At 62.6% G+C, this 15,639-nt stretch carries 16 protein-coding genes; 5 read left to right on the top strand and 11 right to left on the bottom strand.

From position 1 onward, the window contains the following. Window positions 1-33 precede the first annotated feature (33 nt). The 4 genes from recJ (at window position 34) to R8871_RS29750 (ending at window position 5,780) form a co-directional block, all read left to right on the top strand. Complete coding sequence (gene recJ, locus R8871_RS29765; protein ID WP_175053674.1) at window positions 34-1,740, top strand: single-stranded-DNA-specific exonuclease RecJ; 1,707 nt, start codon at window positions 34-36, stop codon at window positions 1,738-1,740. A 225-nt stretch (window positions 1,741-1,965) separates the two neighbouring features. Continuing rightward, window positions 1,966-3,070, top strand: a protein-coding gene (gene prfB, locus R8871_RS29760; RefSeq protein WP_175053673.1) for a peptide chain release factor 2 whose coding sequence is annotated in 2 segments (ribosomal slippage) — window positions 1,966-2,046 and window positions 2,048-3,070 — 1,104 coding nt in all. Because the reading frame shifts where the segments join, the coding sequence is not laid out codon by codon here. Between the two features lie 142 nt (window positions 3,071-3,212). Continuing rightward, a complete protein-coding gene (lysS, locus tag R8871_RS29755) occupies window positions 3,213-4,739 on the top strand; it encodes a lysine--tRNA ligase (protein ID WP_175053739.1) in 1,527 nt (508 codons plus the stop codon). Window positions 4,740-5,057: 318 nt separating this feature from the next. After that, on the top strand, window positions 5,058-5,780 hold the full coding sequence (locus R8871_RS29750; RefSeq protein WP_175053672.1) for a glycine zipper 2TM domain-containing protein: 723 nt from the start codon (window positions 5,058-5,060) through the stop codon (window positions 5,778-5,780). A gap of 155 nt (window positions 5,781-5,935) precedes the next feature. Here the strand turns inward: R8871_RS29750 and iscX are convergent, their stop codons facing one another. The 10 genes from iscX to R8871_RS29700 form a co-directional block, all read right to left on the bottom strand. Next, on the bottom strand, window positions 5,936-6,133 hold the full coding sequence (gene iscX, locus R8871_RS29745) for a Fe-S cluster assembly protein IscX (protein ID WP_007181290.1): 198 nt from the start codon (window positions 6,131-6,133) through the stop codon (window positions 5,936-5,938). Between the two features lie 15 nt (window positions 6,134-6,148). Next, window positions 6,149-6,490, bottom strand: a complete 342-nt coding sequence (fdx, locus tag R8871_RS29740; RefSeq protein WP_097389705.1) for an ISC system 2Fe-2S type ferredoxin — start codon at window positions 6,488-6,490, stop codon at window positions 6,149-6,151. Window positions 6,491-6,630: 140 nt separating this feature from the next. Continuing rightward, window positions 6,631-8,502: a Fe-S protein assembly chaperone HscA gene (gene hscA / locus R8871_RS29735; protein WP_175053671.1), complete on the bottom strand. Its 1,872-nt coding sequence runs from the start codon at window positions 8,500-8,502 to the stop codon at window positions 6,631-6,633. Window positions 8,503-8,622: 120 nt separating this feature from the next. Then, window positions 8,623-9,150, bottom strand: a complete 528-nt coding sequence (gene hscB / locus R8871_RS29730) for a Fe-S protein assembly co-chaperone HscB (protein ID WP_175053670.1) — start codon at window positions 9,148-9,150, stop codon at window positions 8,623-8,625. A gap of 188 nt (window positions 9,151-9,338) precedes the next feature. Then, window positions 9,339-9,662 (bottom strand): iron-sulfur cluster assembly protein IscA, encoded by a 324-nt coding sequence (gene iscA / locus R8871_RS29725; RefSeq protein ID WP_028199494.1) that lies wholly within the window; start codon window positions 9,660-9,662, stop codon window positions 9,339-9,341. Between the two features lie 172 nt (window positions 9,663-9,834). Next, window positions 9,835-10,248: a Fe-S cluster assembly scaffold IscU gene (gene iscU, locus R8871_RS29720; protein ID WP_028199493.1), complete on the bottom strand. Its 414-nt coding sequence runs from the start codon at window positions 10,246-10,248 to the stop codon at window positions 9,835-9,837. 72 nt (window positions 10,249-10,320) lie between these two features. After that, complete coding sequence (locus R8871_RS29715) at window positions 10,321-11,544, bottom strand: IscS subfamily cysteine desulfurase (RefSeq protein ID WP_054038230.1); 1,224 nt, start codon at window positions 11,542-11,544, stop codon at window positions 10,321-10,323. Between the two features lie 74 nt (window positions 11,545-11,618). Continuing rightward, on the bottom strand, window positions 11,619-12,149 hold the full coding sequence (gene iscR, locus R8871_RS29710) for a Fe-S cluster assembly transcriptional regulator IscR (protein WP_028199491.1): 531 nt from the start codon (window positions 12,147-12,149) through the stop codon (window positions 11,619-11,621). 142 nt (window positions 12,150-12,291) lie between these two features. Beyond that, window positions 12,292-12,789: a low molecular weight protein-tyrosine-phosphatase gene (locus R8871_RS29705; RefSeq protein ID WP_175053669.1), complete on the bottom strand. Its 498-nt coding sequence runs from the start codon at window positions 12,787-12,789 to the stop codon at window positions 12,292-12,294. A 121-nt stretch (window positions 12,790-12,910) separates the two neighbouring features. After that, entirely contained in the window at window positions 12,911-13,150 is a 240-nt protein-coding gene (locus R8871_RS29700) for a hypothetical protein (protein ID WP_175053668.1), read from the bottom strand. A gap of 275 nt (window positions 13,151-13,425) precedes the next feature. Between R8871_RS29700 and R8871_RS29695 the strand changes: the two genes are divergently transcribed. Further along, window positions 13,426-13,992: a hypothetical protein gene (locus tag R8871_RS29695; protein ID WP_175053667.1), complete on the top strand. Its 567-nt coding sequence runs from the start codon at window positions 13,426-13,428 to the stop codon at window positions 13,990-13,992. A 103-nt stretch (window positions 13,993-14,095) separates the two neighbouring features. Here the strand turns inward: R8871_RS29695 and R8871_RS29690 are convergent, their stop codons facing one another. Continuing rightward, window positions 14,096-15,511 carry a lactate utilization protein B gene (locus R8871_RS29690; protein WP_175053666.1) on the bottom strand — a complete coding sequence of 472 codons (1,416 nt, stop codon included), beginning with the start codon at window positions 15,509-15,511 and terminating at the stop codon, window positions 14,096-14,098. Between the last annotated feature and the right edge of the window lie 128 nt (window positions 15,512-15,639).

Below are 15,639 nucleotides of genomic sequence, written 5' to 3'. Positions count from 1 at the left end.
AATGACCTATCGAACGATCCACGGCCTTTCCGAATGACTAGAATCGTTACGCGCGCCGCTTCACCTGTCGACGCCGAAATCCTCACCCGCCACGGCCTGCATCCGGTGCTCGCGCGTCTGTACGCCGCGCGCGGCGTGTGCATGCCCGATGAAATCGAAACCGGTCTCGCGCGGCTCGTGCCGCCCGCCGGGCTCAAAGGCTGCGAAAACGCCGCCGCGCTGCTCGCCGACGCGATCCAGAACAAGCGCCGCATGCTGGTGGTCGCCGACTACGACTGTGACGGCGCCACCGCCTGCGCAGTCGCGGTGCGCGGCTTGCGCATGTTCGGCGGCCAGATCGAGTATCTGGTGCCAAACCGCTTTGAATACGGCTATGGCCTGACGCCTGAGATCGTCGCGCTGGCCGCCCGCAGTGCGTCGGGCAAGCCGGAACTGCTGATTACGGTCGACAACGGAATCGCCAGCGTCGACGGCGTGGAAGCAGCCAATGCGCTCGGCATCGACGTGCTGGTCACCGATCACCACCTGCCCGGGGACGAACTGCCCGCGGCCCGCGCGATCGTCAATCCGAACCAGCCGGGCTGCACGTTCCCGAGCAAGTGCATCGCGGGTGTCGGCGTGATGTTTTATGTGCTGCTGGCGTTGCGCGCGGAATTGCGCCGCCGCGGCGCCTTCAACGACGATTTCCCCGAACCGCGTCTGGACGGCCTGCTCGATCTGGTCGCGCTCGGCACCGTCGCCGACGTGGTCAAGCTCGACGGCAATAACCGCGTGCTGGTCGCGCAAGGTCTGCAGCGGATCCGCAAGGGCAAGATGCAGCCGGGCATTGCCGCCCTCTTTCGCGCCGCCGCGCGCGACGCCCGCAGCGCGTCGGGTTTCGACCTCGGTTTCGCGCTCGGGCCGCGCCTGAACGCGGCCGGCCGTCTGTCGGACATGTCGCTCGGCATCGAATGCCTGACCACCGACGACATCGGCCGCGCATGGGATCTCGCGCAGCAGCTCGACACCATGAACCGCGAGCGTCGCGAAATCGAAGCCGGCATGCAGCAGCAGGCGCTCGAAGACCTCTCGGCGATCGATCCTGAGGGCGCGACCACCATCACGCTGTTCAATCCGAGTTGGCACCAGGGCGTGATCGGCATCGTCGCCGGACGGTTGAAAGAGAAATTCCACCGGCCGTCGTTCACGTTCGCGCTCGCCGACGACAGCGGCCAGCTCGTCAAAGGCTCGGGCCGCTCGATCTCGGGTTTCCATCTGCGTGACGCGCTCGATCTGATTTCGAAGCGCGAGCCGGGCCTGATCGTCAAATTCGGCGGCCACGCAATGGCCGCGGGCCTGACGATGGCTGCTGCCGACGTGCCGCGCTTCACCGCCGCGTTCGAGGCAGTGGGCCGCGAATGGCTCTCCGAAGAAGCGCTCTCGCGCACGGTGGAAACCGACGGCGAACTCGAAGACGCCTATTTCACGCCGCAATTCGTCGAAATGCTCGACGCTGCCGTATGGGGCCAGGGCTTCCCGGCGCCGGTGTTTTCCGGCGAGTTCGACATTGCCTCGCAGGCGCTGGTGAAGGACAAGCATCTGAAATTGCAACTGGTGCGTGGCCGCCAGCGTTTCAACGCGATCTGGTTCAATCACACCGACACGCTGCCCGCGCGCACCACCGTTGCTTACCGGTTGGCCAGCGACACGTGGAATGGCGTGTCGCGCGTGCAATTGATCGTCGAGCACGCGGCGAGCTGACACGCGCACAGGCCATCGGCCTGGGTTCGCGCCGCGAGATTTGCGCGTAACGCGTGCGCCGGCGACACACGGCCATCTGCACCGCGGCTTGCCCGGCATCGCTCGAAAGCGTCGAAAAACACCGCAAAATCAACCCCAAACCCGCGCCGGATCGCTCAACAGCCTCCGGCGCGGGGCGCCGATCGGCTATAATTTCTCCTTTTTACGAAGCTATAAAAGATCGACATGGAAGCGGAACGTCTCAACGCGATCGAAGCCTCACTGGCGGACCTGCGCACGCGCGCGGACTCGCTACGGGGGTATCTTTGACTACGACGACAAGGCATTACGTCTGATCGAAGTCAACCGGGAACTCGAAGACCCGGACGTCTGGAACGACTCGAAGCACGCCCAGGCCCTCGGCCGGGAAAAGAAACTGCTCGACGATACCGTCGGCAAACTCACGTCGCTCGATAACGACCTGCGCGATGCGCAGGACCTGTTCGACATGGCCCGCGAAGAAGACGACGAGGAAACCCTCCTCGCCTGCGAATCCGACGCACAAGGCATCGAACAGCGCGTCGCCGACATGGAATTCCGCCGGATGTTCGCGAATCCGGCCGACCCGAACAACGCCTTCCTCGACATTCAAGCCGGCGCCGGCGGCACCGAAGCGTGCGACTGGGCGTCCATGCTGCTGCGCCAGTACCTGCGCTACTGCGAGCGCAAGGGCTTCAAGACCGAAGTGCTGGAACAGACCGAAGGCGACGTCGCGGGCATCAAGAACGCCACGATCAAGATCGAAGGCGAATACGCGTACGGCTTTTTGCGCACCGAGACCGGTGTGCACCGCCTCGTGCGCAAGTCGCCGTTCGATTCGTCGGGTGGCCGCCATACGTCGTTCTCGTCGGTGTTCGTGTATCCGGAAATCGACGATTCGATCGAAGTCGACATCAATCCGGCCGATCTGCGCATCGACACGTACCGCGCGTCCGGCGCGGGCGGTCAGCACATCAACAAGACCGATTCGGCCGTGCGGATTACGCACATGCCGTCGGGCATCGTCGTGCAGTGCCAGAACGACCGGTCGCAGCACCGCAACCGCGCCGAAGCCATGGCCATGCTGAAATCGCGCCTGTACGAAGCGGAAATCCGCAAGCGCCAGGAAGAGCAGGACAAGCTCGAAGCCGGCAAGACCGATGTGGGCTGGGGACATCAGATCCGCTCGTACGTGCTGGACAACAGCCGTATCAAGGATCTGCGCACCAACGTCGAAATCAGCAATACGAAGAGCGTGCTCGACGGCGACCTCGATCCGTTCATCAGCGCCAGCCTGAAACAGGGCGTCTAGGCGCACCCGGCGCGGCCTGCCTGACATCGCCGCGCCGTATCTTTGCATCTTTGTGCATCTTTGTTATAGCGCCTGAGGTTTTTACTGACTGGCCACCCGCATGCGGACCATCCTGGTGCGGGCCACCGAATACCAAACCATCATGACCGAACCGACCCAGCCTAATGCCGCGCCCGAGGGGGACGACAACAAGATCATGGCCGAGCGCCGCGAAAAGCTGCGCGAACTGCGTGAGCAAGGCGTCGCCTATCCGAACGATTTCCGCCCCACGCATCACGCCGAAGATCTGCAATCGAAATATGCCGAGGCCGACAAGGAAGCGCTCGAAGCGAATCCGCTCGAAGTCGCGATCGCCGGCCGCATGATGCTCAAGCGCGTGATGGGCAAGGCAAGCTTTGCGACCGTGCGCGACGGTTCGGGTCAGATCCAGTTCTTCATCACGCCCGCTGACATCGGTCAGGAAACGTACGACGCCTTCAAGAAGTGGGACATGGGCGACATCGTCGCGGCGCGTGGCGTGCTGTTCCGCACCAACAAGGGCGAACTCTCGGTGCGTTGTACCGAACTGCGTTTGCTGTCGAAGTCGCTGCGTCCGCTGCCGGACAAGTTCCATGGTCTCGCCGACCAGGAAATGAAGTACCGCCAGCGCTATGTCGACCTGATCGTCACGCCGGAAACGCGCAAGACGTTCGTCGCCCGCACCAAGGCGATTTCGTCGATCCGCAAGTTCATGTCGGATGCCGACTTCATGGAAGTCGAAACGCCGATGCTGCACCCGATTCCGGGCGGTGCGGCGGCCAAGCCGTTCACCACGCACCACAACGCGCTCGATATGCAAATGTTCCTGCGCATCGCGCCGGAACTGTATCTGAAGCGCCTCGTGGTCGGCGGCTTCGAGCGTGTGTTCGAGATCAACCGTAACTTCCGCAATGAGGGCGTGTCGATACGCCACAATCCGGAATTCACGATGATCGAGTTCTACGCGGCCTACACCGATTACAAGTGGATCATGGACTTCACCGAGCAGCTGATCCGCCAGGCGGCGGTCGATTCGCTCGGCAGCGCGACGATCACCTATCAGGGCCGTGAACTGGACCTGGCCAAGCCGTTCCATCGTCTGACGATCAGCCAGGCGATCCAGAAGTACGCGCCGCAATACACGGACGCACAACTCGGCGACGACGCTTTCCTGCGCACCGAACTGAAGAAGTTCGGCGTGGACGCGTCGCAGCCGCAGTTCCTGAACGCGGGCGTGGGCGCGCTGCAATTGGCGCTGTTCGAAGAGACCGCCGAGTCGCAATTGTGGGAGCCGACTTTCATCATCGACTACCCGATCGAAGTGTCGCCGCTGGCGCGCGCGTCGGACAAGTTCGCCGGCATCACCGAGCGTTTCGAGCTGTTCATCACGGGCCGTGAAATCGCCAACGGTTTCTCGGAGCTGAACGATCCGGAAGACCAGGCTGCCCGCTTCAAGAAGCAGGTCGACCAGAAAGACGCCGGCGACGAAGAAGCCATGTTCTACGACGCCGACTACATCCGCGCGCTGGAGTACGGCATGCCGCCGGCCGGCGGCTGCGGCATCGGCATCGACCGTCTGGTCATGATGCTGACCGACAGCCCGAGTATTCGCGACGTGATTCTGTTCCCGCATCTGCGCCGCGAAGACTGATCGTTGCGCGGTTTGCAAAAGAAAAACGCCCGGCTTGATGTCGGGCGTTTTTTCTTGCGATGCGTGAAAAACACCGACAGCCAAATCCTGACAGTTTGTAACCATCGGTAAAAAGCGCGTATTCGCCGCTGGGCCGCGGTTTTCTTAAGTTGCTGCGGACCCGCAAGAAATCAGGCACCCCGCCGCGCTGCGCGCACTTTGACGCGAAAGCGCCGCGATGATTGCCCGGAAATGGTTACAAATTGAAACCCTTCCGGGATCGATTTGCCCGACACTCAGTCTCAATAACAGTCGACTCTGCTCCAGACGGAGGCCAATATGGATAATCCAGATACCAAACCCACGCAACAACGTCGTCTTCATCCGCTTGTCGCTACTGCGGCGGGCGCAGTGATCATCGCAAGCCTTGCCGCGACAGCAGCCGTCACGGGCCTGTTCCCGAAGGCGTCGAGTAGCGGCTCGCAAACCGATCAGACCCAGGCTGCGCAAGTGAGCACCCAACCGGGCGTGGTCGATTCGGCGGCGCCGGCAAACCCGACCACTCAACAGGCAGCCGCGCAGGCCGAAGCGCAACAGCAGGCAGCGCAGCAACAAGCGCCTCAACGCGTCCCGGCGCCGACGCAGCAACAACAGCAACAGTACGCTCAACAGCAGCAGGCTCAACCGGCGCCGCAGTACGCCCAGCAACAGCCGTCGCAACCGGCCTACTGCTCGACCTGCGGCACGGTCGAAGGCATCTCGGCGGTCCGTCAGGAAGGTCATGGCACGGGTATCGGTGCGGTCGGCGGCGCAGTGGCCGGCGGCGTAGTCGGCAACCAGTTCGGCAGCGGCAACGGCCGTACCGCAATGACTGTGCTGGGCGCGCTCGGTGGCGGCCTGGCCGGTAACTCGGTTGAAAAACACATCCGCAGCACGACGTCTTATTCCGTGCGGGTGCGGATGGAAAGCGGCAAGACGCGCTACTTCACGTATCACGAAGCGCCGCCGTTCCAGCAAGGCCAGCGCGTGCGGGTCGAAAACGGCACGCTCGTGGCAAGCTGACCACCTGAAGATTCTCCAGGCGTTAAAAAAGGCGATTCCAATGGAATCGCCTTTTTCTTTGCCGCAGCCGGAGCGGAATCAATCGCGCCCCGCCGCCAGCGGGAAACGCAGCAATGCACGCATTAATTCACGCATTACTGCACGCAACCACGCGTTCAGTAATCCGCGTCTTCGATCCATGCAGCCTGAATCGCTTCGAGGATCTTTTCGTTCGACCGGTTAGGATCGTCGTCGAAACCTTCCAGCTCGGTGACCCAGCGGTGCAAATCAGTGAAGCGCACCTGCTGCGGATCGATGTCCTGGTGCTTGTCAGTCAGGGCCATCGCGATGTCTTGCGTATCGGTCCACTTCATGGCTGCATCCTCCAGTTAGTGATTTTCCTTCGCGTGATTGATCGAGTAGCGCGGGATCTCGACGACCAGATCCTGCTCGGCCGGCACCATCGCCTGGCACGACAGACGCGAGGCCGGCTCGAGCCCCCACGCCTTGTCCAGCAGATCGTCCTCGTCTTCCTCGGACGGCGTCAAGGCGGCGAAACCCTCACGCACGATCACGTGGCAGGTTGTGCACGCGCAGGACTTCTCGCACGCGTGCTCGATTTCGATGCCGTGTTCGAGCAGGCTGTCGCAGATGCTCTTGCCGGGCACGGCGTCGATCACCGCGCCTTCCGGGCACAGTTCGACGTGAGGCAGCACAACGATTTGAGGCATACATTTTCCGTTTGGGTCTGCGGCACGGCGGCCGCAAACAGGCTCCGTACCATTTTACTGGCGCCACGCGGACTTTTTAAGTCCGCGCGACGCGGTTCATTGCCGGCTGGCGCACAAGGTGCGAGCCACGGCCGCGAGGCTCAGATCTCGTCGAGCTTGCGGCCGGCCAGCGCGCGGCGAATGCCCTTGTTCATGCGGCGGGCAGCGAATTCGTCGGTGCCTTCGGCGAGCGTTTTTGTCGCGGCTTCGATCGCGTCGGCGTCGTCGCTTTCGGCGATGTTGCGCAATGCCGTGAGCAGCGTGTCGAGTTCGGCGCGTTCGCTGTCGTCGAGCAATTCGGCGTCGGCGGCGAGCGCCGCGTCAGTGGCTTCCACCAGACGGCGCGCTTCGACTTGCGCTTCACGCAGTGCGCGAGCACGCATGTCGACTTCGGCGGTCGAGAAACTCTCTTCGAGCATCCGGGCGATATCGTCATCGGCGAGGCCGTAGGACGGCTTGACCACCACCGACGCTTCCACGCCCGAGCCCTGTTCACGCGCGAACACGGACAGCAGGCCGTCCGCGTCGACCTGATACGTGACGCGAATCCGCGCCGCACCGGCGGCCATCGGCGGAATGCCGCGCAGCTCGAACCGCGCGAGCGAGCGGCAATCGCTGACGAGCTCGCGCTCGCCTTGCACGACGTGGATCGCCATGGCCGTCTGGCCGTCCTTGAAAGTCGTGAAATCCTGCGCGCGAGCGACCGGAATCGTCGAATTGCGCGGGATGATCTTCTCGGTCAAACCGCCCATGGTTTCGACGCCGAGCGACAGCGGAATCACGTCGAGCAGCAGCCAGTCGTCGCCGTCTGCGCCACGGTTGCCCGCGAGCAGATCGGCCTGGATCGCCGCGCCGAGCGCGACGACCTGATCCGGGTCGAGGTTGATCAAAGGCGGCTGGCCGAAGAACGACTCGACCGCGCGGCGGATCACCGGCATGCGCGTCGCGCCGCCGACCAGCACCACGCCCTTGATGTCTTTGGTGGCGACCTTGGCGTCGCGCAGCGCTTTCTTCGTCGGTCCGAGCGTGCGCTGAACCAGTGCCTGGGTGATTGCCTCGAAAGCGGCCTCGTCGACCGTCAGATCGATCTGCGTGCCGTTCGAAAGCGTTGCCTGTACCTTTGCACTCGGCGCGTCGGACAACGCCTCCTTGGTCACGCGTACGCTGTCGAGCAGCAGGCGGACGTCTTCCGGTACGAGCGTTTGCGGCGCGATGCCTGCCTGCTCGAGCACATGGCGATACAGGGCATGGTCGAAATCATCGCCGCCGAGCGCGGAATCTCCGCCTGCCGCGAGCACTTCGAACACACCTTTGGTGAGCTTCAGAATCGACAGGTCGAAGGTGCCGCCGCCGAGGTCGTAGACCGCGTAGAGACCTTCCGAACCGTTATCGAGGCCGTAGGCGATCGCAGCCGCAGTCGGCTCGTTCAGCAGACGCAACACGTTCAGGCCGGCCAGACGCGCGGCATCTTTGGTTGCCTGGCGCTGCGCTTCGTCGAAATACGCGGGCACGGTAATGACCGCGCCGACCAGTTCGTCGCCAAGCGTATCTTCGGCGCGCTGGCGCAGCGTCGCAAGAATTTCCGCGGATACTTCGACCGGGCTCTTCACGCCGTCGACGGTACGGATCTGCACCATCCCGGGCGCGTCGATGAAATCGTACGGCGCGTTCTCGGCCCCTTCCACTTCCGCCTTGCCGCGGCCCATGAAACGCTTGACCGACACGATCGTGTTGCGCGGATCGGTCGCGGCTTCAGCCTTGGCCGTGCGGCCGATACGGCGGCCGCCCTTTTCCAGGTAACGCACCACCGACGGCAACAGCGCATAGCCGTCTTCGTCGGGCAGCACATCGGGCACGCCGCTGCGCACCGCGGCGACGAGGGAATTGGTGGTGCCAAGATCGATACCGACCGCCAGACGCCGCTGATGGGGCGCCGGCGCCATGCCGGGTTCGGAGATTTGCAGTAAGGCCATCTGGATCTTCTCGGGGTCGCTGGACCCCGTCCTGAATTTTTGCGTTGCTGGATGAATTGCTTCGGCTGTTATCGCTGCGTATTCATGCGCGGCGGCACCGTGCATCGGGCCGCCGGACCGCTAGTTCTCGAGTCGCTCGATCTGCGTGCCGATTTCCGACGCCACCCGCTCGATGAACATCAACTGCCGCACTGCCTCGCCCGCCGCCTGATTCGCGCCGCTGTCGAGCAGCGCGCCGAGCTTGTCGAAACGCATGCGCTCTTCGTCGCGCAGTTCGGTCAGCAAGGCGTCGAGCGCATCGACGTTCTTCGCCGCGGCCGCGTCTTCAATACCTTCGCGCCACTCCATCTGCTGCATCAGGAACGCCGGCTCCATCGCCGTGTTGTTATGCGCGCCGACGTCGATGCCGCGCAGATGCAACAGATAGGTCGCACGCTTCAACGGATCGCGCAACGTCTGATACGCCTCGTTGGTGCGCGTCGCCCATTGCATCGCGATGCGCTTTTGCGCGTCGCCGGCCGCCGCGAAGCGGTCCGGATGCACCTGTGCCTGCACCGTGCGGTAGGCGTGATCGAGTGCCGCTGCGTCGAGCGCGAATTGCGCCGGCAGATCGAACAGGTCGAAGTGGCTGTCGTTCAGCGAGGCCATCGGATAAAAGGAGTCCGTTCAGGAAAGCGCACCGGAGTGCAGGCTAAAAACGCGGATCGAAAGCGCTGTGGCGACTCACCGGAGGATTCAGCGGCAAGGCAGCCGAAAAGTGCCGACCCGGATGCGCGGATGAAACTAAAAAGGCGGCACGCGCCGCCTTTGATCCGCTGCACGCGGAGTGAGCCGATTTACACGCGGAACGATTCGCCGCAACCGCACTCATCCTTCACGTTCGGGTTGTTGAACTTGAAGCCTTCGTTCAACCCTTCGCGTGCGAAGTCGAGTTCGGTGCCGTCGATATAGGCGAGGCTCTTCGGGTCGACAATGATCTTCACGCCGTTGCAGTCGAACACTTCGTCTTCGGGCGCGAGTTCATCCACGTACTCGAGCTTGTAGGCCAAACCCGAGCAACCGGTCGTGCGCACGCCTACGCGCAGCCCGACACCCTTGCCGCGGCGAGTCAGATACTTCTGGACGTGCTGTGCTGCCTTTTCGGTCAACGTAATTGCCATAGCGTTTCTCATTGCGCCGCGCGTGTTCGTCACTCCTGTGCCTACTGACGCGCTGCTACCCTGCCTGCTTCAAATATCGCTCATGCTGGACGGCGTTTTTTCTCACACCGCCCGCTTCGACTCACCCAGATGCGCACCTGAACGCGCACCCAGCCGCGCGCCCGACTGCCGCTTACGCGTGTTGCTTGTCGCCTTCGACGACCGCTTCACCGTGGCGTTGCTTGTAGTCGGCGACCGCTGCCTTGATCGCGTCTTCCGCGAGGATCGAGCAGTGGATCTTCACCGGCGGCAGCGCCAGTTCTTCGGCGATCTGCGTGTTCTTGATCGACATTGCCTGATCGAGCGTCTTGCCCTTCACCCATTCGGTGACGAGCGAGCTCGACGCGATTGCCGAACCGCAGCCGTACGTCTTGAACTTTGCGTCTTCAATGATGCCGTCCGCGCCCACGCGAATCTGCAGCTTCATCACGTCGCCGCATGCCGGCGCACCGACCATGCCGGTGCCGACTGCATCGTCGTCCTTCGCGAAGGAACCAACGTTGCGCGGGTTTTCGTAGTGGTCCAGAACCTTGTCGCTATAAGCCATGATGACACTCCTTGATCCGTTTCAACCTGCAATTTGCAATTCGATAAATTCGACGTCGTCCAAACTGGCGCGTCAGTGCGCTGCCCACTGGATGGTCGAAATATCGATCCCGTCCTTGTGCATTTCCCACAGCGGCGACAAGTCGCGCAACTTCGAAATCTTGGTCTTCAGCAGGTTGATCACGTAGTCAACATCCTGCTCGGTCGTGAAACGGCCCACCGTGAAGCGGATCGAGCTATGCGCCAGCTCGTCGTTACGACCCAGTGCGCGCAGCACATACGACGGTTCCAGCGAAGCCGACGTGCATGCCGAACCCGACGACACCGCCACGTCCTTCACCGCCATGATCAGCGATTCGCCTTCGACGAAATTGAAGCTGATGTTCAGGTTGTGCGGCACACGCTTTTCCATGTCGCCGTTCACATACGTTTCTTCCATCTCCGACAGGCCGGCCAGCAGACGGTCGCGCAGCATGCGGATGCGCTCGTTTTCGGTCGCCATTTCTTCACGCGCGATACGGAACGCTTCGCCCATACCGACGATCTGGTGCGTAGCCAGCGTGCCCGAGCGCATGCCGCGCTCGTGACCGCCGCCGTGCATCTGCGCTTCGATACGGATACGCGGCTTGCGACGCACGTACAGCGCGCCGATGCCCTTCGGACCATACGTCTTGTGGGCCGAGAACGACATCAGATCGACCTTCAGCTTCTGCAGATCGATCGCGATCTTGCCGGTGGCTTGCGCCGCGTCGACGTGGAAAATGATGCCTTTTTCACGGGTGATCTCGCCGATCGCCTCGATGTCCTGGACCACGCCGATCTCGTTGTTCACCGACATGACCGACACCAGAATCGTGTCCGGGCGCAGCGCGGCCTTGAACTTTTCGAGGTCGATCAGGCCGTCGTCCTTCACGTCCAGATACGTCACTTCGAAGCCTTCGCGCTCGAGTTCGCGGCAGGTGTCGAGCACAGCCTTGTGCTCGGTCTTCACCGTGATGATGTGCTTGCCCTTGCTCTTGTAGAAGTGCGCCGCACCCTTGATCGCGAGGTTGTCCGATTCCGTTGCGCCCGAGGTCCAGATGATCTCGCGCGGATCGGCATTCACCAGCGCAGCGACGTTCTCGCGCGCTTCTTCGACCGCACGCTCCGCGTCCCAGCCATACGAGTGGCTACGCGATGCGGGGTTGCCGAACTGCTCGCGCAGGTACGGAATCATCTTGTCCACCACGCGCGGGTCGATCGGCGTCGTCGCGCTGTAGTCCATGTAAATGGGCAGGTGGAGAGTGTCGTTGTTCATCAATTGCTCCGGGGACGTCATTGCTCTGGCTTCTGGGTTCCTGATCAGGCTGCGGTGCGTTCAGATTGCCGCGCCTAGGAACCGGCCATGTTGAAAACTGAATTAGGCCCTTTCGGCACGACGCGCGCGGGTTCGACCGCCGGCGCCTCGTTGCGCCGGTCGCGCAACACCGCCGGCGCACCTTCGCGCGAACGCTGCTGATCGACCAGATCTTTCAGGGACACCGAATCGAGGTACTCGACCATTTTCTGGTTCAGCGTGGACCACAATTCGTGCGTCATGCAGTGGCCATCGTGCTGTTTGGTGCCCTCGCACGAGCCCTTGCCGCCGCATTGGGTGGCGTCGAGCGGTTCGTCGACCGCGATAATGATGTCGGCGACGGTCACGTCTTCAGCGCGGCGGGCCAGATTGTAGCCGCCGCCCGGTCCGCGCACGGACTCGACGATTTCGTGACGACGCAGCTTGCCAAAAAGCTGCTCGAGATATGACAGGGAGATATGTTGGCGCTGGCTGATACCCGCAAGCGTCACCGGGCCCTGCTCCTGGCGCAGTGCCAGGTCAATCATCGCCGTGACGGCGAAACGGCCTTTCGTGGTGAGTCTCATATGGTGTGGGAACCGCAATTCTCGACAAGTTTGATCAAGTATAAATACATGACTGAATTAGTCAAGTATCCCTATCGTGATTTGGGTCATTTGCTTAATTGCTGGATAAGCCGGCCCAGACTTCGCCGATGACCCGCCGGTCTTACGCGATCAATTGGGGGCGCAACGCTGCAATCAGTCCGCGGCAGGCTGCTTCGCATTGATCCAGCACCTGTTCAAACCCTTCGGCGCCGCCGAAATAAGGGTCGACGACTTCGCGGGAGCCGCCCCAGCGGCCGTCCGTCTCAGGCACGAATTCCATCAGCAGACGGATTTTGTCGCGCTGCTCCGCCGGACAGATCTGGCGCAGCGCGGCGACGTTTTTGTCGTCCATTGCGATCAGCAGATCGAAACGCTCGAAGTCGGCGACCGCAACCTGGCGTCCGCGCAAAGCGGCCAACTCATAACCCCGCTGTTCGGCCGCATGCTGCGCACGGTCGTCAGGCGGTTGACCGATGTGCCAGTCGCCCGTGCCGGCGGAATCGATCAGAATGCGCTCCGCCAGTTTCGCCTCGTCGACCAGACGGCGCATCACGCCTTCCGCGGTCGGCGAACGGCAGATGTTCCCCAGGCAGACAAAGCAGACGGACACGGTTTTCATCAGAGGCTTTCGGACGCTAAACGCCCGCGGATCGGCAGTTAGGAAACGGTGGCGCGATTATACAAAGGTCAGCCGGATCGCGCCGGAGGCTGCGCGCGCCTAGGGGCGCCGCTTAAGACGCTTAAGACGCTTCGGCCACCGGCATTGCCGTGACGGCGTGCATAGGTTTGGCCGGCAACGTCGTCGTGTTGTCGACCATGCCGTACGAAACCGCACGCGCCAGTTCCGCGGTCAGTTGATCAGCGGCGAGCGGGGTCTGCGAGGAGCGCGAAGCCGCGTCGCCGCAAATGTGCAGATAGGCTGCCGCAGCAAGCGGCACAACGATGGCGAGGGGCCAGTACACCGATATTGTCTTTTTCATGATGTGGTTTCTTCCGATTAGGGGCTCGTGAGTTTGTGACCCACTATGCCCAGTCGAAATGCTATAGGAATTTACAATCGGGAAAAACCTGCTGGCGCGAGATACAGCGTTGCGCTGGATGGAACAGTCCATTAACTGGCCTGGCTCTGCCGCATACGACGCTGACCTGCGTCGTGGCATGAAAAAGAAATCCTTACAAACGCATACAAAGCTGGTGCGACGCTTAGCGATAATAGCTGTCTTACAGAGATGAAATCTTCGCACTGGTCCTTCCAATGAAACGTATTGCTCCACTCGCCGGCCTGATGGTCGCTACTGCATTGCTAGGCGGCTGCGCGGTCTATCCGGACGGCTCGCCGGTGGCCGGCTACGGCGGCGGTTACAGCGGCTATGACGGTTACGACGGCTATGCGACCGGCGTGCCGGTTGTGCCGCAGACCAACGTCTACATGGGCTACAGCAATTACGGGGGCCCCGGTTACTACGACGGGCCGGGCCGCTATTACGGGCCGGGACCTGGTTATCGGGGCTACCCGGGTTATCCGGACCGGGGGCGGCCGAATAATGGCAACGATGGAAACAACGGCAACCGGGGAGATAACGGCTGGCATGGTCAGCCGAACGGCGGTGGGCAGCATGGGGGGCCGCCGCCTCAAGGGGCTGTTGGCGGGCCGAGAGGACCGAGTGGATCGAATGCGCCACGGCCGGGTGCAGGCAGCCCGCCGCCCCCTCCGCCGCAACAGGCAGGCAACAGCGGTGGCCGCGGGAATGGCGGCAATGGCGGGAATTCGCAGGCCAGAAGCAATAACGGCCGCCAGCCAGGCGGGATGACGGACCATTGATCCGGCGGGGAGCGACGCAGGTATAAGCGTAGTCTCACGTCACTTCTCCTGCATCAGCCGTTAAAGCCACAATGACTGCGGCCACAACGACTGCGCCGCTCGTTCAACCAATATGGCTGCGTTGCGCGGCGTACAACTCTCTGAACGTGCGGCCGACCGGCGCCGGCATATCGCGCGTATTAGTCCAGCCCGCTCCACCCAGCGGCAACCTGGCAATCGAACGATTTCGCCCACCCATTCTTTCCAGCACGCGAACCGCCAGCTTGGTGAAGAGCGCGTAAGCGTCGGGGTGCAGCGCCAGGAAACCCCAGACGGCAAGCCCTGCCCGCTCGCGCCACGGCCGCAGATGCCGCTCGACCTGCTTCTCGCGCAGCTTGCGCAGCAGATCGGACAACGGAATGCCCACCGGACACACGCTGTTGCACTCGCCGCACAACGTCGCCGCCTGAGGCAGATCCAGTGCCTTGTCGATCCCGACGTAACTCGGCGTCAGCACTGACCCCATCGGCCCCGGATAAACCCAGCCGTAGGCGTGACCGCCCACCTTCTGATACACCGGGCAGTGATTCATGCACGCGCCGCAACGGATACAGCGCAACATCTCCTGGAAGTCGCCGCCGATCAGCCCCGTGCGCCCGCCGTCGACCAGCACCACGTACATATGCTCGGGGCCGTCCTGATCGCCCTCGCCGCGCGGCCCGGTCAGCACCGAAAAATAGTTGGACGTCGCCTGACCAGTTGCCGAGCGCGGCAGCAGACGCATTGCGGTCGCGAGATCTTCCAGCGTGGGCAACACCTTTTCGATGCCGGTCACCGCCACATGCACGCGTGGCATCACCGTGCACATGCCCTCGTTGCCCTCGTTCGTGACCAGCACGACCGAGCCCGTCTCCGCCACCACGAAGTTGCCGCCGGTCACGCCCATGTCCGCCGTCATGAAGTGCGGACGCAGCATCTCGCGTGCTTCGCGGGTCATGTCGGTGATCTCGGTCAGACGCGGCCGGCCGTGCGTTTTCGCGAACAGGTCGGCGACCTCGTCCTTATCCTTATGGACGACCGGCGCGATGATGTGGCTGGGCGGCTCGTTTTCGTTGATCTGGAGAATGTATTCGCCCAGATCGGTTTCGATCGATTGCACGCCCATCTGCCCCAGCACCTCGTTCAGGCGCATTTCCTCGGTGACCATCGACTTGGTCTTGATCACCTTCTTCACCTCGTGCCGGCGCGCAATATCGCCGACAAGGCGCGCGGCCTCCTGCGTCGTCTCGGCGAACAGGACCGTGACGCCGCGCCGGGTCGCTTCACGTTCGAAGGTTTCGAGCCAGACGTCGAGATTTTCCAGCGCGCGATTGCGGCGCTCCTTCAGCGCGGCGCGGGTGGCGGGGAAATCGATCACGGTCATGGCCGCGGCGCGGGCAGACACAAACTTGGTAGACAGCTTGGTCAGGTTCTGCTGCAGACGCTGATCGGCGAGTTTCTGGCCCGCGCGAGCCTTGAAATGCATCGATTGGACTTGCATGGCGGCCTTAGGCGTACTCGAGAGAAAAGCGCGAATAAGATGCGCTGCTGAAAAGCGCTGTTGAAACGCGCGAGCGAACAGCGGGTGAAATCAACGCGTGACGCGAACGAGTGAAGCGAACGAATGAA

Source organism: Paraburkholderia sediminicola (assembly GCF_902859805.1).
GTDB lineage: Bacteria > Pseudomonadota > Gammaproteobacteria > Burkholderiales > Burkholderiaceae > Paraburkholderia > Paraburkholderia sediminicola.
Note: the sequence above shows the minus strand (reverse complement) of the source record. Positions and strands in the feature narration are given on the sequence as shown.

Excerpts from the sequence above, each read along its gene's own strand:
- recJ (WP_175053674.1), top strand. The coding sequence starts at position 34 with ATGACTAGAATCGTTACGCGCGCCGCTTCACCTGTCGACGCCGAAATC.
- lysS (WP_175053739.1), top strand. The coding sequence starts at position 3,213 with ATGACCGAACCGACCCAGCCTAATGCCGCGCCCGAGGGGGACGACAAC.
- R8871_RS29750 (WP_175053672.1), top strand. The coding sequence starts at position 5,058 with ATGGATAATCCAGATACCAAACCCACGCAACAACGTCGTCTTCATCCG.
- iscX (WP_007181290.1), bottom strand. The coding sequence starts at position 6,133 with ATGAAGTGGACCGATACGCAAGACATCGCGATGGCCCTGACTGACAAG.
- fdx (WP_097389705.1), bottom strand. The coding sequence starts at position 6,490 with ATGCCTCAAATCGTTGTGCTGCCTCACGTCGAACTGTGCCCGGAAGGC.
- hscA (WP_175053671.1), bottom strand. The coding sequence starts at position 8,502 with ATGGCCTTACTGCAAATCTCCGAACCCGGCATGGCGCCGGCGCCCCAT.
- hscB (WP_175053670.1), bottom strand. The coding sequence starts at position 9,150 with ATGGCCTCGCTGAACGACAGCCACTTCGACCTGTTCGATCTGCCGGCG.
- iscA (WP_028199494.1), bottom strand. The coding sequence starts at position 9,662 with ATGGCAATTACGTTGACCGAAAAGGCAGCACAGCACGTCCAGAAGTAT.
- iscU (WP_028199493.1), bottom strand. The coding sequence starts at position 10,248 with ATGGCTTATAGCGACAAGGTTCTGGACCACTACGAAAACCCGCGCAAC.
- R8871_RS29715 (WP_054038230.1), bottom strand. The coding sequence starts at position 11,544 with ATGAACAACGACACTCTCCACCTGCCCATTTACATGGACTACAGCGCG.
- iscR (WP_028199491.1), bottom strand. The coding sequence starts at position 12,149 with ATGAGACTCACCACGAAAGGCCGTTTCGCCGTCACGGCGATGATTGAC.
- R8871_RS29705 (WP_175053669.1), bottom strand. The coding sequence starts at position 12,789 with ATGAAAACCGTGTCCGTCTGCTTTGTCTGCCTGGGGAACATCTGCCGT.
- R8871_RS29700 (WP_175053668.1), bottom strand. The coding sequence starts at position 13,150 with ATGAAAAAGACAATATCGGTGTACTGGCCCCTCGCCATCGTTGTGCCG.
- R8871_RS29695 (WP_175053667.1), top strand. The coding sequence starts at position 13,426 with ATGAAACGTATTGCTCCACTCGCCGGCCTGATGGTCGCTACTGCATTG.
- R8871_RS29690 (WP_175053666.1), bottom strand. The coding sequence starts at position 15,511 with ATGCAAGTCCAATCGATGCATTTCAAGGCTCGCGCGGGCCAGAAACTC.